Source organism: Streptomyces katrae (assembly GCF_000717655.1).
GTDB lineage: Bacteria > Actinomycetota > Actinomycetes > Streptomycetales > Streptomycetaceae > Streptomyces > Streptomyces katrae_B.
The window spans coordinates 237,861-257,471 of record NZ_JNZY01000002.1; the positions used below are offsets into that span (position 1 = coordinate 237,861).

20 protein-coding genes are annotated in these 19,611 nt (G+C 73.1%); 12 read left to right on the plus strand and 8 right to left on the minus strand.

Features of this window, described 5'->3' with window-relative positions:
- Positions 1-55: 55 nt before the first annotated feature.
- Positions 56-652 carry a winged helix-turn-helix domain-containing protein gene (locus tag IF09_RS0103275; RefSeq protein WP_030291658.1) on the minus strand — a complete coding sequence of 199 codons (597 nt, stop codon included), beginning with the start codon at positions 650-652 and terminating at the stop codon, positions 56-58.
- A 515-nt stretch (positions 653-1,167) separates the two neighbouring features.
- On the minus strand, positions 1,168-2,187 hold the full coding sequence (gene glnII / locus IF09_RS0103285; RefSeq protein WP_030291661.1) for a glutamine synthetase: 1,020 nt from the start codon (positions 2,185-2,187) through the stop codon (positions 1,168-1,170).
- A 250-nt stretch (positions 2,188-2,437) separates the two neighbouring features.
- Between glnII and IF09_RS0103290 the strand changes: the two genes are divergently transcribed.
- The gene (locus IF09_RS0103290) at positions 2,438-3,382 is read left to right on the plus strand and encodes a Gfo/Idh/MocA family oxidoreductase (protein WP_030291662.1); all 945 of its coding nucleotides are present in this window, start codon (positions 2,438-2,440) and stop codon (positions 3,380-3,382) included.
- A 344-nt stretch (positions 3,383-3,726) separates the two neighbouring features.
- Here the strand turns inward: IF09_RS0103290 and IF09_RS0103295 are convergent, their stop codons facing one another.
- Together IF09_RS0103295 and IF09_RS0103300 are read right to left on the minus strand one after the other, a co-directional pair.
- On the minus strand, positions 3,727-5,226 hold the full coding sequence (locus tag IF09_RS0103295) for a PLP-dependent aminotransferase family protein (protein ID WP_078613030.1): 1,500 nt from the start codon (positions 5,224-5,226) through the stop codon (positions 3,727-3,729).
- A gap of 49 nt (positions 5,227-5,275) precedes the next feature.
- Entirely contained in the window at positions 5,276-5,641 is a 366-nt protein-coding gene (locus tag IF09_RS0103300; protein ID WP_030291666.1) for an ArsC/Spx/MgsR family protein, read from the minus strand.
- A gap of 108 nt (positions 5,642-5,749) precedes the next feature.
- On the opposite strand from IF09_RS0103300, the gene IF09_RS0103305 reads away from it, so the two are divergent.
- Complete coding sequence (locus tag IF09_RS0103305; protein WP_030291668.1) at positions 5,750-6,007, plus strand: hypothetical protein; 258 nt, start codon at positions 5,750-5,752, stop codon at positions 6,005-6,007.
- Between the two features lie 99 nt (positions 6,008-6,106).
- Here the strand turns inward: IF09_RS0103305 and IF09_RS0103310 are convergent, their stop codons facing one another.
- The gene (locus IF09_RS0103310; protein ID WP_037633822.1) at positions 6,107-7,276 is read right to left on the minus strand and encodes a PP2C family protein-serine/threonine phosphatase; all 1,170 of its coding nucleotides are present in this window, start codon (positions 7,274-7,276) and stop codon (positions 6,107-6,109) included.
- Between the two features lie 89 nt (positions 7,277-7,365).
- Here IF09_RS0103310 and IF09_RS0103315 point away from each other — a divergent pair, with 89 nt between their 5' ends.
- The 3 genes from IF09_RS0103315 to IF09_RS0103325 all read left to right on the plus strand — a co-directional run bounded on the left by IF09_RS0103315 (position 7,366) and on the right by IF09_RS0103325 (position 10,563).
- Entirely contained in the window at positions 7,366-8,067 is a 702-nt protein-coding gene (locus tag IF09_RS0103315; protein WP_030291671.1) for a VIT1/CCC1 transporter family protein, read from the plus strand.
- A gap of 146 nt (positions 8,068-8,213) precedes the next feature.
- On the plus strand, positions 8,214-9,107 hold the full coding sequence (locus IF09_RS0103320) for a TIGR01777 family oxidoreductase (protein ID WP_030291673.1): 894 nt from the start codon (positions 8,214-8,216) through the stop codon (positions 9,105-9,107).
- A 199-nt stretch (positions 9,108-9,306) separates the two neighbouring features.
- Complete coding sequence (locus IF09_RS0103325) at positions 9,307-10,563, plus strand: FAD-dependent oxidoreductase (RefSeq protein WP_030291675.1); 1,257 nt, start codon at positions 9,307-9,309, stop codon at positions 10,561-10,563.
- A gap of 82 nt (positions 10,564-10,645) precedes the next feature.
- On the opposite strand, the gene IF09_RS0103330 is transcribed toward IF09_RS0103325, so the two are convergent.
- Positions 10,646-12,097, minus strand: a complete 1,452-nt coding sequence (locus IF09_RS0103330) for a hypothetical protein (RefSeq protein ID WP_030291677.1) — start codon at positions 12,095-12,097, stop codon at positions 10,646-10,648.
- Positions 12,098-12,270: 173 nt separating this feature from the next.
- Here IF09_RS0103330 and IF09_RS39885 point away from each other — a divergent pair, with 173 nt between their 5' ends.
- The 5 genes from IF09_RS39885 to IF09_RS0103355 all read left to right on the plus strand — a co-directional run bounded on the left by IF09_RS39885 (position 12,271) and on the right by IF09_RS0103355 (position 15,730).
- Positions 12,271-12,612: a hypothetical protein gene (locus tag IF09_RS39885; RefSeq protein ID WP_037633823.1), complete on the plus strand. Its 342-nt coding sequence runs from the start codon at positions 12,271-12,273 to the stop codon at positions 12,610-12,612.
- A gap of 77 nt (positions 12,613-12,689) precedes the next feature.
- The gene (gene lipB / locus IF09_RS0103340; protein ID WP_030291680.1) at positions 12,690-13,487 is read left to right on the plus strand and encodes a lipoyl(octanoyl) transferase LipB; all 798 of its coding nucleotides are present in this window, start codon (positions 12,690-12,692) and stop codon (positions 13,485-13,487) included.
- Between the two features lie 110 nt (positions 13,488-13,597).
- On the plus strand, positions 13,598-14,545 hold the full coding sequence (gene lipA, locus IF09_RS0103345) for a lipoyl synthase (RefSeq protein ID WP_030291682.1): 948 nt from the start codon (positions 13,598-13,600) through the stop codon (positions 14,543-14,545).
- A gap of 278 nt (positions 14,546-14,823) precedes the next feature.
- On the plus strand, positions 14,824-15,021 hold the full coding sequence (locus IF09_RS0103350) for a hypothetical protein (protein ID WP_030291684.1): 198 nt from the start codon (positions 14,824-14,826) through the stop codon (positions 15,019-15,021).
- A 10-nt stretch (positions 15,022-15,031) separates the two neighbouring features.
- A complete protein-coding gene (locus IF09_RS0103355; protein ID WP_030291685.1) occupies positions 15,032-15,730 on the plus strand; it encodes a DUF4191 domain-containing protein in 699 nt (232 codons plus the stop codon).
- Between the two features lie 101 nt (positions 15,731-15,831).
- Here IF09_RS0103355 and IF09_RS0103360 read toward each other — a convergent pair whose 3' ends face one another.
- Positions 15,832-16,299: an RDD family protein gene (locus IF09_RS0103360; protein WP_030291687.1), complete on the minus strand. Its 468-nt coding sequence runs from the start codon at positions 16,297-16,299 to the stop codon at positions 15,832-15,834.
- 184 nt (positions 16,300-16,483) lie between these two features.
- Here IF09_RS0103360 and glnA point away from each other — a divergent pair, with 184 nt between their 5' ends.
- The gene (gene glnA / locus IF09_RS0103365) at positions 16,484-17,893 is read left to right on the plus strand and encodes a type I glutamate--ammonia ligase (RefSeq protein WP_030291690.1); all 1,410 of its coding nucleotides are present in this window, start codon (positions 16,484-16,486) and stop codon (positions 17,891-17,893) included.
- 204 nt (positions 17,894-18,097) lie between these two features.
- Here the strand turns inward: glnA and IF09_RS0103370 are convergent, their stop codons facing one another.
- Positions 18,098-18,751 (minus strand): TetR family transcriptional regulator, encoded by a 654-nt coding sequence (locus IF09_RS0103370; protein WP_030291692.1) that lies wholly within the window; start codon positions 18,749-18,751, stop codon positions 18,098-18,100.
- A gap of 87 nt (positions 18,752-18,838) precedes the next feature.
- On the opposite strand from IF09_RS0103370, the gene IF09_RS0103375 reads away from it, so the two are divergent.
- On the plus strand, positions 18,839-19,609 hold the full coding sequence (locus tag IF09_RS0103375; protein WP_030291694.1) for an SDR family NAD(P)-dependent oxidoreductase: 771 nt from the start codon (positions 18,839-18,841) through the stop codon (positions 19,607-19,609).
- Positions 19,610-19,611: the final 2 nt, after the last annotated feature.

The following is a 19,611-nucleotide window of genomic DNA, read 5'->3' on the forward strand; positions in this document are numbered from 1 at the left end:
GAGGGAGTACGGGCCCACCTTTCGTGCGGGGCGCCGGGGCGCGGCGAACCGGCACTCAGGGGGCGTACTTGTAGCCCACGCGGCGCACCGTCCGGATCGCGCCGCGGTGCGCCGCGCCCAGCTTGCGGCGCAGGCGGGCGACGTGGACGTCCACGGTCCGGCCGTCGCCGACGTGGCCGTAGCCCCAGACCGTGGTCACCAGCTGGTCGCGGCTGTGCACCCGGTGCGGGTGCGCCACCAGGTGGGCCAGCAGCTCGAACTCCAAGTACGTCAGGTCGAGCACCCGGCCGTCGACCTCGGCGGTCCGCTGCGCCGCGTCGATGCGGACGAGCTCGTCCCCGGTGGCGGCCGGGGCCGGCCGGGGAGCGGCCGGGGCGGGAACGGCCTGGGGGGCGAAGGCGATCGGCGGCTGCTGGTCCGCCGGTACGAGGACCAGGTAGCCGACCATCGGCGGCCGGCCCGGCAGCGCCGGCAGGGTGTGCTGCGGCGCGGGCAGCCAGGTGGCGCCGGGCGGCAGGAGGTCGACCACGCGGGCGACCTCGTCGCGGTCCACGGCACGCAGCCGGTGGCGCGGACTGGGCGGATGGGCGAGGGGCGTGGTCGCAGTGGTCGCGGCGGAGGCGGCGGACGTCAGGGAACGGGTGTGGGACATGAGTGGTCAGCTCTTTCACGCGGAGTGGTCGGCAGGAGACGTGCGTACGTCATCGCGTTCCGCGCAGACCGAAGGCCCCGGGGAAGGTCCGGTGGGAGATCCCGGAAGGCTTTAGAGGGTCGGCGCGTTCTTCACGCGGCGACACACCCGGTCGAAATCGTGGTCCTGACGGGAGGGCCAGAACGGCTCGAGGTCACTGCGACCGTTCGAGGTGTGCGAGTGGCTGGCCATGAGCTCATTGAAGCAGACGCGACGGGTGCGGGGCAGACCCCGTCTCAGGTCGTGGATCGGAATCTCAAATTCCGCGATCATTCCGTGACTTGGCCTGGACAACAGCGGACAAAACGTCACCGGGTGGCGCCGGTCCAGGTATCCGCACCGGCGGCCCGTATCGCATGCTGGTCGGTTGCGTGGACGCATCACGCGCGACGCACGACGCCCGCCGGGCCACGGGGGCTCGGCGGGCGTCGCGCGTCGTGTCGCAGTGTTTCGCTGCGGAAGGGGGAGGCCGGGTCTTAGACCAGGCCCTCCTTCTGCAGGCCCGTGCAGCAGGTGTCCGTGATCAGCCGGGTCACCACGTACGGGTCCACGTTCGCGTTCGGGCGGCGGTCCTCGATGTAGCCCTTGCCGTCCTTCTCCACCTGCCACGGGATGCGGACCGAGGCGCCGCGGTCGGAGACGCCGTAGCTGAACTCGTTCCACGGGGCGGTCTCGTGCAGACCCGTCAGACGCTCGTCGATGCCGGCGCCGTAGTTCTTGACGTGGTCCAGCGGCTTCGAGCCCTCGCCCAGCGACTCGCACGCGGTGATGATGGCGCGGTAGTCCTCGCGCATCGCCTTCGTGGAGAAGTTGGTGTGCGCGCCCGCCCCGTTCCAGTCTCCCTTCACCGGCTTCGGGTTCAGCGTCGCGGAGACGTTGAAGTCCTCGGCGGTGCGGTAGAGGAGCCAGCGCGCGATCCACAGCTGGTCGGAGACCTCCAGCGGGCCCACGGGGCCGACCTGGAACTCCCACTGGCCGGGCATGACCTCGGCGTTGATGCCGGAGATGCTCAGGCCCGCCGCGAGGCAGTGGTCCAGGTGCTTCTCGACGATCTCGCGGCCGAAGATCTCGTCCGAGCCGACACCGCAGTAGTAGCCGCCCTGCGCGGCCGGGAAGCCGCCCGCCGGGAAGCCGAGCGGCCGGATGCCGTCGAAGAAGGTGTACTCCTGCTCGATGCCGAAGATCGGCTCCTGGTCCGCGAACTGCTCGGCGATCGGACGCAGCAGGGCGCGGGTGTTCGACTCGTGCGGGGTCATGTCGATGTTCATGACCTCGCAGAGCACGAGGAGGTTGTCGCCGCCGCGGATCGGGTCCGGGCAGGAGAACACCGGCTGCAGCACGCGGTCGGAGGCGTGGCCCTCGGCCTGGTTGGTGCTCGATCCGTCGAAGCCCCAGACCGGCAGCGCGTCGCCGTCGGCCAGGATCTTCGTCTTGGAGCGCAGCTTCGCCGTCGGCTCGGTGCCGTCGATCCAGATGTACTCAGCCTTGTAGCTCACGGGCCCCATCCTTCGGTGCGTCGCTCCGTCGCAGACCCTGCGGGTGCTGCGTTGCGGGTGCTGCGGTCGTGGTGTTGCGATGTCGCTGCGGTGTCGACCGCAGCGTGCCCGCTCGCGATTTCTCTTCCGTTGCCCGGGTGTGAACCCCGTGTTACCGAGGTTTACTCCGCAGGTCGGGTGGGTTGTGCGGGTCGGTGGCAGCACACCCGTCCGAGTGGGGCAGACTGAGCAGGTGAGCATTTCGTACGATTTGACCTCGGCCGCCGCCCCCACGGACTCCCCCCGCCTGCCGGACCGCCCCCGCGTCGGCCTGCTGGGTACCGGCCCCTGGGCCCACCGCACCCATGCCCCGGCCCTTGCCGCGCACGCCGCCGCCGAATCCGCCGGCTCCGAGTTCGCCGGAGTGTGGGGCCGCCGCCCCGAAGCCGCCGCCGAGCTGGCCGACGCGTACGGCGTGAAGGTGTACGAAGACCCCGACGCGCTGTTCGCCGACTGTGACGTCGTGGCCTTCGCCCTGCCGCCCGACGTACAGGCCCCGCTCGCGGTGCGCGCCGCCGCGGCGGGCTGCCAGCTGCTGCTCGACAAGCCCGTCGCCACGACCGTCGAGGACGCCCGGGCCGTGGCCGACGCCGTCGCCCGGCACGGCGTCGCCTCCGTCGTCTTCCTCACCCTGCGCTTCGCCGAGCCGGCCGCCGGCTGGGTCGCCGAGCAGGCCGGTCGCTCCGGCTGGTTCACCGCGAGCGCGCACTGGCTCGGCGCCGTCTTCCCGCCCGACGGCACGCCCAGCGCGTACGCCGCCTCGCCCTGGCGCAAGACCAAGGGCGGGCTCTGGGACGTCGGCCCGCACGCCCTGTCCGTCCTGATCCCGGTCCTGGGCGACGTCACGGCCGTCACCGCCAACCGCGGGCCCTCCGACGTGGTCCAGCTCGCGCTGCGCCACGCCTCGGGCGCCGCCAGCACCGCGGTGCTCAGCCTCGGTGCGCCGGCCGCGGCGGCCGGGGTGGGGCTGGAGCTGCGCGGGGCCGAGGGCGTGTTCTCGCTGCCCAACTGGTCCGACGTACCCGGCGCGTACGGCCGCGCCCTGGACGCGCTGCTCACCGCGGCCCGGACGGGGGTGCCGGACGCGCGCGACGCGGAGTTCGCGGCCAGGCTGACGGAGATCCTGGCGGAGGCGGAGGCGCAGCTGCCGGCGTGAGGGGGCGGGGCCGGGCGTCGGGCCGCGGCAGGCCCGGACCGGGGCGCCACTTGATGACGGCGTTGGCCACGATGACGGCCAGTCCGATGGTCGAGTGGCCACGATCATCGGCCACTCGTTCCACAGTGCCCGCGAGAGGACCCGCCGGCGGTGGGCGGCGGAGCCGGCCTGATGTCCGGCCATGTGGTGAACGGCCATGCGCGAGTGCGGCCGCGCAGGCGGTGACCAGCACTCAGGTGGCGTCGTAGAACGGGGTGAACGCGTCGCCCGCCTGATCGAGCGCGGCCGGCGGCGCAGACGCGAGCACGGTCCCGTTGACAGGGCGAGGCCGAGCCGTCCCGGGATCAGCACCCCGCCTCGCCTGCGCGGCTGAGCGCCTGCGCCAGTGCGTCCACCGCCCGGCCGAACGCCGCGTCCGGTGGCGCCGCGTAGCCCACCACCAGACCCTCCCTGCCCGCCCCGGCGGCGGCCGGGTGCCGGTATTCCGAGAGGCCGTCCAGTGCCAGGCCCGCCGCGCGGGCCGCCTCCAGAGCGGCGGCTTCCCTCCCCGGCGGGAGCTCCAGGACCGCGTGCAGCCCCGCCGAGATGCCCGTCACCCGCAACTCCGGCGCACGGGAGGCAAGTACGGAGACCAGCTGGTCGCGGCGGTCGCGGTAGCGGTGTCGCATGCGGCGGATGTGGCGGTCGTACCCACCGCACGCGATGAAGTCGGCCAGTGCCAGCTGGTCCAGGGCGCTCGCCCAGGACTCCCGCAGCCCCTTCGCCGCAAGGACCCGGTCGACCAGGTGGTCCGGCAGCACCAGCCAGCCCAGGCGGATGGCGGGGGAGAGGGACTTGCTCAGCGAGCCCGCGTAGACGACGTGTCCGGGGTCCAGGCCCTGTACGGCGCCGACCGCCTTGCGGTCGTAGCGGAACTCCCCGTCGTAGTCGTCCTCCACGATCAGTCCGCCGGTCGTACGGGCCCACTCCACGGCGGCGGCCCGCCGCGCCGGAAGCAGCCGGGAGCCCGTCGGGAACTGGTGCGCCGGAGTCAGCAGCAGGGTGCGGGCCCGGGCCGGGACCTCGTCCGGGCGGGCGCCGTCCTCGTCGACGGGGACGGGGTGCGGGCGGACCCCGGCCGCTTCGAGGATGCCGCGGTGGAACGGGAGTCCGTACTCCTCCACGGCCCAGTCGCGGGGCCGCAGCGACGCGAGGAGCCGCAGGCCGTTCGCGAAGCCGGAGCAGACCACGACGTTCTCCGGGCCGGTACGCACGCCGCGCGCCCGGGACAGGTACGCGGCCAGCTCCCGCCGCAGCTCCGGGCGGCCCCGGGGATCGCCGGGCCCGAAGGCCTCGGTGGGAGCCTCGGCGAGGGCCCGCCGGGCGCTCGCGGACCAGGCGCCCCGCGGGAAGGAGGCGGGGTCGGGCTTGCCCTGGAGCAGGTCGTGACGGGGACCCTCGGGGGCGGCCGGGGCCGGGGCGGCGGGCGCGGCGGCGATGGCCGCCCCCTCGGCGACCCGGGTCCCGGAGCCCTGCCGGGCGGTGAACCAGCCCTCGGCGACGAGCTCGGCGTAGGCGTCGGCGACGGCGTTGCGGGCCAGCCCCAGGTCGGCGGCCAGTGCCCGGTAGGGCGGCAGCCGGGTCCCACCGGCGAGCCGCCCGCTGCGCACGGCTTCGCGGAGGGCCTGCGCGAGGGCGGTACGCCGGGCGCCGTCCGGGGACAGCTCGAGATGCAGGTCGGTGCCGGTGCCGGTGCCGGTGCCGGCACCGGCGTCCGCCCCTGCGTCCGGGCCCGTGCCGCCGCCGGTTCCGGCGGTGGTGGTGCCGGACGCGGTGGCGGCGGTGGCCGTGTGGTCGGACGTCATACCGGGAGCGTAGGCGGGCGCCCCTCCACCCTGTGCTGCCCGGCGGGTCTCAGCGGGACAGGGCCTCGCGGACCGCTTCCTCCGAGCGGCCGATGACCGCCGTGCCGTCCTCCGCCGTGATGATCGGGCGCTGGATGAGCTTCGGGTGCGCCGCCAGGTGGGCGATCCAGCGGCCCCGGGCCTCGTCCGTCTCCTCGCGCGGCAGGTCCCGTACGCCGGTCTCCTTCGCGAGCGGGTCCGAGGTGCGCGTGATGTCCCACGGCTCCAGGCCGAGCCGGCCCAGGACCTCGCGGATCTCGTCCTCGGACGGCACGTCCTCCAGGTAGCGGCGCACGGTGTACTCGGCGCCCTCCGCGTCCAGCAGGGTCAGCGCGCTGCGGCACTTCGAACAGGCGGGATTGATCCAGATCTCCATGGGCCCACAGCCTAGTCAGAGCCTGTCTGGCCAGGGGCTTCTGTCAGTGGTCCCCGGTAAAATCGAGGGAGAACGACAGGAAGCCAACTACCGTTTGGGAGGCTGTAGATGGCCACTGCCACGACCATGGGGCCCGTCAAGAAGAAGCCGCTGCCGGCGGGCCTGCCCCGCGAGTGGTACGAGAGCCACAACCGCCGTCTGAAGGCGATGCGGCTGGCGATATCCCTGCTCGACTCGGGGACGTACGACGCCCGTCGCGCCACCAACCGCAAGATCCGCACGATGGCCGTCCGCACGGGCATCCACCGCCCGTCGAACGTCACGTGCAAGATGGTCCGCGCCTTCATCATCAGCAACGGAGCCTGAGCAACCGACAGGGCCGGCGGTCGGACGCGTCGGGCAGAGCGTTCTCGGACGCTCTGCCCGACGACGCGACCGCGGCCCCGTGATCAGGACCGCCCCCGGTCATCGAGGGGCGCCCGCCCCGTCCGGGAGCGACAGCACCAGGAGGGCCACGTCGTCGCGCGGGCCGCCGTCGGTGAACGCCACCAGGTCGTGCCACACCGCCTCGACCAGCCCGGCCGGATCCTCCGCCAGGACCGGGATCCGGGCGGCCAGGGGGTAGAAGTCGCCCGCCGCATCGCGGGCCTCCGTCACCCCGTCCGTGTGTACGAGCAGCCGGTCGCCCGGGAGCAGCGGTACGTCGGCCACCACCGCGAGGTCCGCTCCGGCGAGCCCGAGCCCCAGCGGAGGGCCCGGTTCCACGGCCATCTCCGACACCGTGGCCGCCCGTAGCAGCAGCGCCGGGGGATGCCCGCACGAGACGATCCGTACGAGGTCCAGCCCGGGCGGGAACTCGAGCAGCAGCGCCGTCGCGAACAGCTCCGGATGCTCGACGCTCGCGCCGGCCTTGGCGTCCGTGGCGTCTGGGGCGGCCGGGCCCGTCGACCCGGCGGAGCCGGCCGGCCCCGCCGGCGCCGCCGTGTCCGCCAGCAGTCTGCGGTCCAGCCGGGCGGCCACCCCCGCGAGCTCCGGATCGTCCAGCACCCCCTCGCGGAAGGCGCCGAGCAGCGCCGCCACCGTGCCGACCGCCGCCAGGCCGTGCCCCTGCACGTCCCCGACCAGCGCCCGTACCCCGTACGGCCCGACCCGTACGTCGTACAGGTCGCCGCCCACCAGCGTGCCGCGCTGGGCGGCCCGGTACAGCCCGGCGCAACGCACCGGGCCGACCCGTTCCGGAACCGGCGGCAGCACCGCCAGCTGCGCCGCCTCCGCGACGGTCCGTACGCTGACCAGCTGCGCGTCGCGGCGCCGCCGGACCCAGGCGATCACCACGCTGAGCAGCGCGACCACGGCCACGGTGGCCAGGTCCGCGCCTTGGGCGTGCCCGATCCCGAGCGACGACACGCCGAGCAGCAGCAGCACGATCCCGGCGAAGACGGCGGTGCCGGCCGCGCCGTACGCGAAGGCCGCGACCGGGGGCAGTCCGGCCAGGAAGTAGCCCAGCTCGACGTCGCCCGGCGTGGCGGCCTGTGCGAGCACCAGCGCCACCAGCGCCACGGGGGGCGCGAGCCGCGCCCAGCGTGGTGGCGGCTTCCCGTGCAGCCAGCCAGGCTCCTCGCGTCGGCGTCTCACCCCTCCACCCTGGTACCGGGGCCCGGGCCGCGCACGCCGGACCGGCCTGCCGGGTGGACCTGCGGGGTCCGGGCGCCGACAGTGGTCCCGTGACGCACACGGACGGGGTGGAGCAGAGCGCGGCGATCAGCACGCGGCTGAACTGGCTGCGGGCAGGGGTGCTCGGCGCGAACGACGGGATCATCTCCACGGCCGGCCTGGTGGTGGGCGTGGCCGGGGCCACCACCTCGCGGGCGTCGATCCTGGCGGCTGGGGTGGCCGGGCTCCTGGCGGGGTCGCTGTCGATGGCGGCGGGGGAGTACGTCTCGGTGAGCTCCCAGCGGGACTCGGAGCAGGCCGCGCTGGAGGCGGAGCGGCAGGAGCTGGCGCAGGAGCCCGAGGCGGAGCTGGCGGAACTGACCGAGCTGCTGGAGGGCAGGGGCCTGAGCCGGGAGCTGGCGCGGGAGGCGGCGGAGCAGCTGACGGAGCGGGACGCGCTGAAGGCGCACGCGCGGGTGGAGCTCGGGATCGACCCCGACGAGCTGGCCCATCCCTGGCACGCGGCGTTCGCGAGCCTGGTCGCGTTCACGGTGGGGGCGCTGCTCCCGCTGCTGGCGATCGTGCTGCCGGGGCCGTCGGAGCGGGTGCCGGTGACGGTGGCGGCGGTGCTGGCGGCGCTGACGCTGTGCGGGGTGATCAGCGCCCGCCTCGGCGGCGCACCTCCCCTCCGGGCCGTCCTGCGCAACGTCGCGGGCGGCGCCCTGGCCATGACGGTCACGTACGCGGTAGGCACCTGGCTGGGCACGACCTGACCCCGCCGCCGGCCTCGGACGCCGGCGACGGCGCCGCACCCGGACGGGTCCGGGCGGGGCCCGGGGAACGGGGGAAGGGCGGCGCGGGGAGGGAGTTCGCGCAGCGCCACGGGATGCACCGCGCAGCGGACCTGCATCATGGGCCCATGCGTATCGCCATCACCGGCTCCACCGGCCTCATCGGCCAGGCCCTCGTACGGTCCCTGCGCGCAGACGGCCACGACGTGGTCCGCTTCGTGCGCCGCACGCCCGCCGCACCCGACGAATCGGCCTGGGACCCGCGGCGCGGGTACGTCGACCCCGCCGGGCTCGCCGGCTGCGGGGCCGTCGTCCACCTCGCCGGGGCCGGGGTCGGCGAACACCGGTGGACCGCCGCGTACAAGAAGGAGATCCGGGACAGCCGGGTGGCGGGAACCACCGCCCTGGCCCGGGCGATCGCCGCGCTCGATGCGCCCCCCGCCGTCTTCGTCTGCGGTTCCGCCATCGGCTACTACGGCGACACCGGCGACCGCGCCGTCGACGAGCACGCCCCGGCGGGGCAGGGCTTCCTGCCCGAGGTCTGCATCGAGTGGGAGGCGGCAGCCGCCCCCGCCCAGGAGGCCGGCGTACGGACGGTCTTCGCCCGGACCGGACTGGTGGTCGCCGCCGAGGGCGGGGCCTGGGGCAAGCTGTTCCCGATCTTCCGCGCCGGGATCGGCGGCCGGCTCGGCAACGGCCGGCAGTACTGGTCCTTCATCTCCCTGCACGACGAGATCGCCGCCCTGCGGCATGCCGTCGACACCCCGGAGCTGTCCGGCCCCGTCAACCTGACGGCCCCCGAGCCGCTGACCAACCGTGAGGTCACCGCCGCGATGGGCCGCGTACTGCACCGGCCGACGCTGTTCCCCGTACCGGCGCCCGCCCTGCGCGTGGTCCTGGGGGAGTTCGCCGGAGACGTTCTCGGCAGTCAGCGGGTACGGCCCGCCCGGCTGTTGGAGACGGGGTTCACGTTCCGGCACCCGGGCATCGACGAGGCGATCCGCGCCGCGCTCGCCCGCTAGCCGCTCCGTCCCACCCCCACCGCGGCCCCCGGACCTCGCCGCGGCGCGCGGCTCCGGCGCCGTGCGACCGGTCGTGACCCGGATGCGACCGGTGTGCGACCGGAGCCGGACGTAATACGGCACCGAACTCGGGTTCCCATCGAGCCCGTTGGGGGAAGGAGGACACCCACACAGCCGCGCCGACCTCGGGGAGGGGCACGTGCTCAGCAGCTCACACCGCGCCGCACAGCATGCGGACGTCGTCATCGTAGGAGCCGGGGTCTCAGGACTCGCGGCCGCACACCACCTGATCGCGGCAGGGGTCACGGTCACCGTTCTGGAGGCCGCCGACGATCCCGGCGGCCGGATGGCCACCGAGCACGTCGACGGATTCCGGCTGGACCGGATCGGGCAGCTGCTCAACACCTCGTACACGGAGCTCGACCGGACCCCCGGCCTGGCCGGACTGGTCCTGCGGGCCTTCGCGCCGGGAGCGCTCGTCCACACGGACGGCAGGCAGCTGCGCGCCGGAGCGCTGACCCCGGCCCGTGCGCTGGCCAGCGGCTCCTTCGACCAGGCCCGGCTCAGCGCCTACCTCGGCCGGCTCGCCGCCGTGCCCGTGGAACGCGTACTGGCCCGCCCCGAGCGCACGGCACTCGCCGCGCTGCGCTCCCGGGCCCACGGCACCACCCTGCGGCCCCTGCTCGCCGCCCTGCTGCGCGATCCGGAGCTCACCACCTCCAGCCGCGTCGCCGACCTCGCCCTGCGCACCTTCGCCCGCGGCCGGCTCGCCGTGCCCGAGGGCGGCGCCGCCACCCTGCCCGAGCTGCTCGCCGCCACCCTGCCGCCCGGCACGGTGCGCACCGGGGTCCGGGTCCGGTCGGTGGCGACCAAACTCGTCACCACCGAGGAGCACGGCGACTTCAGCTGCCGCTCCGCCGTCCTGGCGACCGGCGCGCGGGCCGCCGCCGAACTGCTCCCGGGGCTGCGGGTGCCGGAGTTCCACGAGGTCACCGTCATCCACCACGCCACCGCCACGCCGCTCCCGTGGGACGGCTCGCTCCTGATCGACGGTGATCCGCGCTGGCCCGTCGCGCACACCGCCGTGATGAGCGCGGTCGACCCGACGCGGGCTCCGGCCGGCCGGAGCCTGGTCACCACCACCGTGCTCGGCCCGCCGCCGCCCGCGCGGACGGTCGCCTCGCGCCTGGCGCGGCTGTACGAGACCGGCACCCGGGACTGGGAGCTGCTGTCCGTCCACCACACCCCGGAGGCCGTCCCCGCGATGCCGCCGCCCCACGACCTGCGCCGTCCGGTCCGGGTCCTGGCCGGGCTGTACGTGTGCGGCGACCACCGCGACTCCAACACCGTCCAGGGGGCGCTGCACTCGGCCCGCCGCGCCGCCACGGCCGCCCTGCGCGACTTCGGCATCCGGCTCCCGGCGAGCGCGGAACCCGCCCTTCCGGCGGTGGCCTGAGAACCATGGCCTGAGCACCACGGCGCCAGGGCCCGGTTCCGCCCCGCGGAACCGGGCCCACGCCTGACCCCGTATCAGCAGCTCACGACAGCGCTGCCACCCGGTCCCGGTACGCCCGCACCGCCGAGGCGTCCCGGTACGGCTCCAGCCGGCGCTCGAAGTCCCGTACGTACTCCACCGCGCGCACCGACCGCATCTCCATCGCCTGCTGCGCCGCCTCCGCACCCAGCGCGCACGCCTGGTCCAGCTCGCCCAGCCCCAGCCGCGCCGTGGCCAGCACCACCCGGCAGAACAGCCGCGAGCGCGCGAAGCCGGGCGCCCGCAACTGCAGGGACCGCTCCGCGTGCTGCGCCGAGGCCCGGTACTGCTGGAGGTCCCGGTGGCAGTGCCCGAACTCGTCCGCCAGCTGCGCCTCGTCGAACAGCCGCGCCCAGGGCGGTACGTCGTCCCCCGACCGGGCAGCACCCAGCGCGCGCTCGGCCCGCACCAGCGAAGCCGTCGCCGCCCGGACCTCGCCGAGCACCGCGTGCCCGCGCGCCTCCGCCGAGTGCAGGAGCGCCTGCAGCACCGGCGGCGGCCCCGAGCCGACGCCCTGCTGCGCGACGCGGGCCAGCTGCACGGCCTCCCGGCCGTGGCCGAGGTACACGGCCTGCCGGCTCATGGTCACCAGCACGTACGAGCCGTACGGCCGGTCCCCGGCGGCCTGCGCGAGGCGCAGCGCCTGCACGAAGTACCGCTGGGCGAGCCCGTGCGCGGCGATGTCGTACGAGGTCCAGCCCGCGAGCCGGGTCAGGTCGGCGGCGGCCGAGAACAGCCGCCGCCCGGTGGTCTCCCCGTAGGTGCCGCGGAGCATGGGCTCGGCCTCGTGCTCGAGGTAGCGCACCAGGGCCTGCCGGGCGTGCCCGCCGCCGTAGGCCTGGTCCAGGGTCCGGAACAGCTCGCTCACCGACCGCAGGGCCGCGATGTCCCCGCTGGTCACCCGCTGACCGGGGCCCCGGTCGATCTGCCGCTGCCGGGGCACCGAGCTGCGCCCCTGCACCGGGACGCGGGCCGCCGCCGCGGCCGCCGCCGGGTCCGCGCCGCGGCCCACGCGCTCGTCGGCCCGCCCGATGAGCCAGTCCCTGCTGGGCACGACCAGCCCGGCCGGGGTGAACGCGATCTTCCGCAGCTCGGCGTGTGAGCCGGAGTCCTTGCGCCAGAGCCCGCTGGCGATGTCGACGGCCTCCTCCGGGGTGGCCGCGAACTCCAGACCGGCGTAGACGGGCGCGCAGGCGTCCAGGCCCAGGTCCTGTGCGGAGAGCCGCCGGCCCAGGCGCCGGGTGAAGACCTCGGCGATCAGCGCCGGGGTGGTCCCGCGCGGCTGCTGCCCGCGCAGCCACCGGGTCACGGAGGTCTTGTCGTACCGCAGATCGAGACCGTGCTCCAGGCCGAGCTGGTCGACGCGGCGGGCCAGACCGGCGTTGGAGAACCCGGCTTCCGCGATCAGCGCCGCGAGCTGCCGGTTGGGGACGCGCTGGGCAGGTCGTTCCGTCATCGGCTCCACGGTTTCCTGACGTGACGGACCGGAGTCCCGGCCCTGTGAACGGCGTGAATGTAGCGGCGAACTCCGCTCATGCCGCCCCCTCTGTCCCACATTCATCCGATCGTGTGCAGAATCGGTAGAGCTCTTTACGGACCGACCCCTTCCGTCCGCGTACGCTGCGCGACATGACCCGCAGGCCCCCCGCGGCGGAGCCCTCCGCCGACGCCACCGCGCCACTGCCCGCGCCCGAGCTGCCCGCGCCGCTGACGGCGCCCGAGCTGACCGAGGCGGAGTGCCGCCGGTGCGGCACGTACATCGCGGGCCTGGACGGCCGGTACGCGTGCGGGGTCTGCGGCTGGGTCAACGACCACTCCGAGGGCCACCGGCGGCTGCCGCGGGCCGACGAGGACCCGGACCGGCCGCCCCGGGGCCGCAGGCGGCCCAGGCCGCTGCCGCCGCGCCCGCAGGACGGGCCGCCGCCAGGGCCGGCGGCGGGCCCCGAGGAGGGGCCGCCGACGGGCGACTGAGGGGGCGGAATCCGGCCGCCGTACTCTTGGCTTGGTGCGATACGTGCACACGGCAGGTTCGACGAGGAGGCGCTGCGGTGGCTGAGCTTGGGTTTGTCCGTCTGGGCTTCGGACCCGATTACGTCGAGTACACCCGGGCCTGGGAGGAGCAGCGGCGGGTTCACGCCGCGCGCTTCGCGGACGAGATCGGCGACACCTGCCTCCTGCTGGAGCACGAGCCCGTCTACACCGCCGGCCGACGCACCACCGACAACGAGCGGCCGCTGGACGGCACCCCCGTCGTGGACGTGGACCGCGGCGGCAAGATCACCTGGCACGGCCCGGGCCAGCTGGTCGGCTACCCGATCATGAAGCTGCCCCGCCCGGTCGACGTCGTCGCGCACGTCCGCCGCTTGGAGGAGGCGCTGATCCGCACCGCCGCCGAGTTCGGCCTGGAGACCACCCGGGTCGAGGGCCGCTCCGGCGTGTGGGTGCTGGGCGACCCGGTCGAGGAGCGTCCGAAGATCGGCGGCCTCTCCCTCGACTTCGACCCGCGGCTGACGGACGAGGAGTTCGACCCGCGCCTGAACGGCCCCGAGTACGCCCCCTCCAACGCCGGCCAGCGCCGCGAGGACCGCAAGCTCGCCGCGATCGGCATCCGCGTCGCCAAGGGCGTCACCATGCACGGCTTCGCGATCAACGTGAACCCGGACAGCACCTGGTTCGACCGGATCATCCCGTGCGGGATCCGGGACGCCGGTGTGACCTCGCTCTCGTACGAACTGGGCCGGGAGATCACCATCGCCGAGGTGCTGCCGGTCGTCGAACGCCACCTGAAGGACGTACTGGAGCAGGCCGAGCTGCGGCCCCGGGAGACAGAGCCGGCCGCCGGCTGACGCCCGGGGGAATGCGACCGCCGCCCCCCAGGTTGGCGGACGTAAGAGCGTATGAAATTACGGGCGTACCCTGGTGGGCGCCGAAGAATCGAAGTCACAGGGAGCCGGTCGTGTCCGCAGTCGCACCCGACGGACGCAAGATGCTGCGCCTCGAGGTCCGTAACGCCCAGACGCCCATCGAGCGCAAGCCCGAGTGGATCAAGACCCGGGCGAAGATGGGTCCCGAGTACACGAAGATGCAGGCCCTGGTGAAGGGCGAAGGACTGCACACCGTGTGCCAGGAGGCCGGTTGCCCCAACATCTACGAATGCTGGGAGGACCGCGAGGCCACCTTCCTCATCGGTGGCGACCAGTGCACCCGGCGCTGTGATTTCTGCCAGATCGACACGGGCAAGCCCGAGGCCCTGGACCGGGACGAGCCGCGCCGCGTCGGCGAGTCGGTCGTCACGATGGACCTGAACTACGCCACGATCACGGGCGTCGCGCGCGACGACCTGGCCGACGGCGGTGCCTGGCTGTACGCGGAGACCGTGCGCCAGATCCACCAGCAGACGGCGGGCCGCGAGACCGGCCACACCAAGGTCGAGCTGCTGGCCCCCGACTTCAACGCGGTCCCGGAGCTGCTGGAGGAGGTCTTCGCCTCCCGCCCCGAGGTCTTCGCGCACAACGTCGAGACGGTGCCGCGGATCTTCAAGCGGATCCGCCCCGGCTTCCGCTACGAGCGCTCGCTCGACGTGATCCGGCAGGCCCGCGCCTACGGCCTCGTCACCAAGTCCAACCTGATCCTGGGCATGGGCGAGGAGCGCGAGGAGGTCTCGGAGGCGCTGAAGGAGCTGCACGAGGCCGGCTGCGAGCTCATCACCATCACCCAGTACCTGCGGCCTTCGCCGCGGCACCACCCCGTCGAGCGCTGGGTGAAGCCGGCCGAGTTCGTGGAGCTGGCGAAGGAGGCCGAGGAGATCGGCTTCTCGGGCGTGATGTCGGGTCCGCTGGTCCGTTCCTCGTACCGCGCCGGGCGCCTCTACCAGCAGGCGATGGAGAAGCGCAGCCGAGTCTGAGCGCACGTGTGACGCGCGCTACCACACGGACTGTGTGAACTCACGCACAAAGTCTTACCAACGGGTAACCCCGCATCGACGCGGCCCCTAGGCTCTTTTTGTAACGAAGAGCCCGGCGGGCCGCGTAAATGTTTCATCACCGTTTGACCGACCGGTCATGCCCTGGTAACACCAGTCAGTGACGATGGGTCCACGCACCGCACACACCGTCGCCCACCGCTGACGCACGCCCGAAGCACATCCAGACCGACATGAGCACCGTGAAAGGGATCGACATCATGCAGGCCGCGCCCGTACGCGCCATTGCCATTCCGTCGTTCACCGACGCCTTCCGGGGCATCGAGTCGCTGCTCATGAGCGGCGCCCGCCGCAACGCCTGGACCGCCGTCCTCGAGGACCGCCGCCGAGCCAAGGACCGGGTCGAAACCGAGCACGTACTCGAGGCCGCGGCGACCCGGACCTCGCAGGCCACGTAAACTTCGCTGTATGGCGAGGAAGTCAAACGCAGAGACTGCTGCGAACCCCGGGCGACTGAAGCAGATCGCCCTGACGTACAAGATGACGCGCAAGGCCGACCCGAAGGTCGGTCTGATCGTCGCGGGCGTGGGAATCGTCACCTTCGGTGTCTTTCTTGCGATCGGCTTCCTGATCGACCACCCGGTCTACCTGGGCATCCTGGGCTTCCTGGTGGCGTTCCTCGCGATGGCGATCGTCTTCGGACGGCGGGCCGAGCGGGCTGCCTTCGGGCAGATGGAGGGACAGCCGGGCGCGGCCGCGGCCGTACTGGACAACGTGGGACGGGGCTGGACGACCACCCCGGCCGTCGCGATGAACCGGAGCCAGGACATCGTCCACCGGGCCGTCGGCAAGGCGGGCGTCGTCCTGATCGCCGAGGGCAACGCGAACCGGCTGAAGCCGATGCTCGCCGCCGAGAAGAAGAAGCTGGCCCGGATCATGCCGGACATCCCGGTGTACGACTTCATCGTGGGCACCGGCGAGGGCGAGGTCCCGCTGAAGAAGCTGCGCACGACGCTGCTCAAGCTGCCGCGCACGCTGGCCGGCCCGCAGATCACCCAGGTCAACGACAAGCTGCGTGCCATGGGTGACCTCATGAGCAACATGCCGCTGCCGAAGGGCCCGATGCCGAAGGGCATGCGGATGCCGCGCGGCGGAAAGATGCGCTGACCGGCTCAGCTGATTTTCGTATACGAACAAGGGGCGCCCCCGGACCGACCGGTCCGGGGGCGCCCCTGTGTCTCGCTGCCGTGTCTCGCTGCCGCCTCCGGCTAGATGCGGACCTGGACGGCGCGGGCGAGGCGGTCGTGCAGGCCGCGCCCGTCCCGGTCCCAGACCAGCGCCGGGATGACGAGGGCGAGCAGCACGGTGCGCAGCACGACCCGGCCGAGGCCGAGGCGGCCGCCGCCCTCCGCGACGACCCGCAGGCCCACGAGCCGCTTCCCGGGAGTGAATCCCACGGTGCCGACGGTGAGCATGCTCAGCACCACGAAGAGCGCCAGCGTCCAGTTGCCCGTGGCGGTCGCGTTGCCGCCCGTGATCAGCCCGTATGCGATCACCTGGCAGCCGACCCAGTCGATGGCGAGGGCGCCGAGGCGGCGGCCGAAGCGCGCCACCGAGCCCGGCCCCTCCTGGGGCAGGCCGAGCCGCTGACCCCGGTAGCCGAAGTCGACGCCCATGTCCTCGGCGGCCGCGCGGGGGCCGGAGAGCCAGGATCCGATTGCCTGTCTGTTGTCCACCCGACCACGGTACCGGTGGTGTCCGACGGCGTTCCGACGGGACCCTGGTTAACTTGAGCGAAACAAATGGGTCATGCTTGAGAAATCCCGTCTGCTTATGGTCGGGTCAGCGTGCGGCACCGCACTGACGCACCACGAGCTATAAAGCCCGCCCTGCCCCGGGGTCGGGAGTAGGAGGAGTTGGATGTTCCAGAACGCCGACGAAGTGAAGCAGTACATCGAGGAGAACGACGTCAAGTTCGTCGACGTCCGCTTCTGCGACCTGCCTGGTGTGATGCAGCACTTCACCATCCCGGCTCGGGCATTCGACCCGGCGGAGGAGCTCGCCTTCGACGGCTCCTCGATCCGCGGCTTCCAGGCGATCCACGAGTCCGACATGGCGCTGCGTGCCGACATCAGCACCGCGCGTCTGGACCCGTTCCGCAAGGACAAGACGCTCAACATCAACTTCTTCATCCACGACCCGATCACGGGCGAGGCCTACAGCCGCGACCCGCGCAACATCGCGAAGAAGGCCGAGGCGTACCTCGCCTCCACCGGCATCGCCGACACCGCGTACTTCGGCCCCGAGGCCGAGTTCTACGTGTTCGACAGCGTGCGCTTCGCGACCTCCGCGAACGAGGGCTTCTACCACATCGACTCCGAGGCCGGCGCCTGGAACACCGGCTCCGAGGAGAACAACCGCGGCTACAAGGTCCGCTACAAGGGTGGCTACTTCCCGGTCGCCCCGGTCGACCACTTCGCCGACCTGCGCGCCGAGATCTCCCTCGAGCTGGACGCCCAGGGCCTCCAGGTCGAGCGCCAGCACCACGAGGTCGGCACCGGCGGCCAGGCCGAGATCAACTACAAGTTCAACACGCTGCTGGCCGCGGCCGACGACCTGATGCTCTTCAAGTACATCGTGAAGAACGTCGCCTGGCGCAACGGCAAGACCGCGACCTTCATGCCGAAGCCGATCTTCGGTGACAACGGCTCGGGCATGCACGTGCACCAGTCGCTGTGGGCGAACGGCGACCCGCTGTTCTACGACGAGGCCGGGTACGCGGGCCTGTCGGACACCGCCCGCTACTACATCGGCGGCATCCTCAAGCACGCCCCGTCGCTGCTCGCCTTCACCAACCCGACGGTGAACTCGTACCACCGCCTGGTCCCGGGCTTCGAGGCGCCGGTCAACATGGTGTACTCGCAGCGCAACCGCTCCGCCGCGATGCGCATCCCGATCACGGGCTCGAACCCGAAGGCCAAGCGCGTCGAGTTCCGCGCCCCGGACCCGTCCTCGAACCCGTACCTGGCGTTCGCGGCCCTCCTGCTGGCCGGCCTCGACGGCGTGAAGAACAAGATCGAGCCGATGGAGCCGATCGACAAGGACCTCTACGAGCTCTCCCCGGACGAGCACGCGAGCGTCCCGCAGGTCCCGACCAGCCTCGAGGACGTCCTCAAGGCCCTGGAGGACGACCACGAGTACCTCCTGGCCGGCGGTGTCTTCACCCCGGACCTGATCGAGACCTGGATCGACTACAAGCGCACGCACGAGATCGCCCCGATCGCCCTGCGCCCCCACCCGCACGAGTTCGAGCTCTACTTCGACATCTAAGCCGTAGAGCCGTCATTCGCATGAAGGCCGTCGCCCCGTCCGGGGCGACGGCCTTCGGCGTTCCGCCGCGGCGTGCTGCGCGGCGTGAGTCACCACCGAGGGGGTGCCGGGCAGCGTGCTCAGCTGTTCGAGGGCCTGCCGAGCCTCCTCGGTCTCGTGATGAGCACCTGATCGCGTCCGTGGACCGCACCGCGACCCGGCGGCTCAGTGCAGGGTCGACATGCCGCTCGTCAGTTCGCGGAGGCAGCGGACCGCCAGTTCCGGGGGGGAGCCCGGGCCGGAGACGGGGGCTTCCGTGGTCGACCAGAGTTCCAGGGCGATGCGGATGGCGTCCGTGGCGGCCGCTGCGAGGAGTCGGACGCCCAGGGGGTCGGCGTCCTCGCCGGCCAGGCGGGCGATCACCGGGACGAGGCGCTCCTCGGAGTCCTGGTTCACCCGGTACCAGACCGCGCGCAGCGCCTCGTCGGAGGCGGCCGCGCGGAGCAGGCCGCGGGTCACCTCCAGGCCCTCCTCGATCGCGTGGAGGTCGCTGAGCGAGCGGGTCACCGCGCGTTCCAGGGCCGCGTCGAGGGGGGTGCCGGGATCCTCCTCGGCGAGGAGGGCGCGCCAGGCGTCGCCGCCGCCGGCGAGCAGCGGGGCCACGGCCTCCTGCTTGTTGCGGAAGTACCGGTAGAACGTGCGCAGGGCCACGCCGGCGCGGTGCGCGATGTCCTCGGCGGTGGTGCCGTCGGGGCCGTGCTCGGCGAAGAGTTCGCAGGCCGCGCGGGCGATGTCGAGCTGGGTGGCGGCCTTGCGGCGCTCGGTCAGCGACTGGGCTCCGGGGCCGGCCTGGGGAGAGTACGGGCGAGGGGATCTCACGGGTGAAGCCTACCTCCCGGGAAAGAGAGTTATTGCATGCTTTGACAGTCTGGCAAAGCGTGTCACCGACTCGGTACGCTCGCCCCCATGAACCGTTACGAAGGACGTCGCGTCCTCATCACCGGCGGCGGCTCCGGCATCGGCCAGGCCACCGTCCACCGCATCCTCGCCGAGGGCGGCCGCGTGCACACCGTGGACGTCAACGACGAGGGGCTCAAGCGCACCGCGGAGCAGGCCGCCGCCGACGGGTGCGCGGACCGGCTCACCACCGCCGTCCTCGACATATCCGACGAGGCTGCCGTGCAGAGTGGCGTCGCCGCCGCCGTCCAGGGCCTCGGCGGGCTCGACGTGCTCGTCAACGCCGCCGGCATCCTGCGCTCCGCGCACACCCACCAGACCACGCTCGAGTTCTGGAACAAGGTCATCGCGGTCAACCTCACCGGCACCTTCCTGGTGATCCGCGAGGCGCTCCCGGCGCTGCTGGAGGGCGACCAGCCGGTCGTCGTGAACTTCAGCTCCACCTCGGCGTCCTTCGCCCACCCCTACATGTCCGCGTACGCGGCCAGCAAGGGCGGCATCCAGTCCATGACCCACGCGCTGGCCGCCGAGTACAGCAAGCAGGGCCTGCGCTTCGTCGCCGTCGCGCCCGGCTCCATCGAGAGCGGCATGACCACGGGCAACGGCCCCGGCCTGCCCGAGGACACCGACTGGAGCCTGTTCACGAAGCTGGCCCCGGCCATCGGCCAGGGCTTCGCCGGTCCGCAGACCGTCGCCGGCGTCGTCGCCATGCTGGGCTCCGAGGACGGCGCCTTCATCACCGGTACGGAGATCCGTATCGACGGCGGTACCCACTACTGAGC

Bases quoted from the DNA above. Each gene is read 5' to 3' on its own strand.
- IF09_RS0103275 (WP_030291658.1), bottom strand. From the start codon at position 652: ATGTCCCACACCCGTTCCCTGACGTCCGCCGCCTCCGCCGCGACCACT.
- IF09_RS0103295 (WP_078613030.1), bottom strand. From the start codon at position 5,226: ATGACGTCCGACCACACGGCCACCGCCGCCACCGCGTCCGGCACCACC.
- IF09_RS0103300 (WP_030291666.1), bottom strand. From the start codon at position 5,641: ATGGAGATCTGGATCAATCCCGCCTGTTCGAAGTGCCGCAGCGCGCTG.
- IF09_RS0103305 (WP_030291668.1), top strand. From the start codon at position 5,750: ATGGCCACTGCCACGACCATGGGGCCCGTCAAGAAGAAGCCGCTGCCG.
- IF09_RS0103320 (WP_030291673.1), top strand. From the start codon at position 8,214: ATGCGTATCGCCATCACCGGCTCCACCGGCCTCATCGGCCAGGCCCTC.
- IF09_RS0103330 (WP_030291677.1), bottom strand. From the start codon at position 12,097: ATGACGGAACGACCTGCCCAGCGCGTCCCCAACCGGCAGCTCGCGGCG.
- IF09_RS39885 (WP_037633823.1), top strand. From the start codon at position 12,271: ATGACCCGCAGGCCCCCCGCGGCGGAGCCCTCCGCCGACGCCACCGCG.
- IF09_RS0103350 (WP_030291684.1), top strand. From the start codon at position 14,824: ATGCAGGCCGCGCCCGTACGCGCCATTGCCATTCCGTCGTTCACCGAC.
- IF09_RS0103355 (WP_030291685.1), top strand. From the start codon at position 15,032: ATGGCGAGGAAGTCAAACGCAGAGACTGCTGCGAACCCCGGGCGACTG.
- glnA (WP_030291690.1), top strand. From the start codon at position 16,484: ATGTTCCAGAACGCCGACGAAGTGAAGCAGTACATCGAGGAGAACGAC.
- IF09_RS0103375 (WP_030291694.1), top strand. From the start codon at position 18,839: ATGAACCGTTACGAAGGACGTCGCGTCCTCATCACCGGCGGCGGCTCC.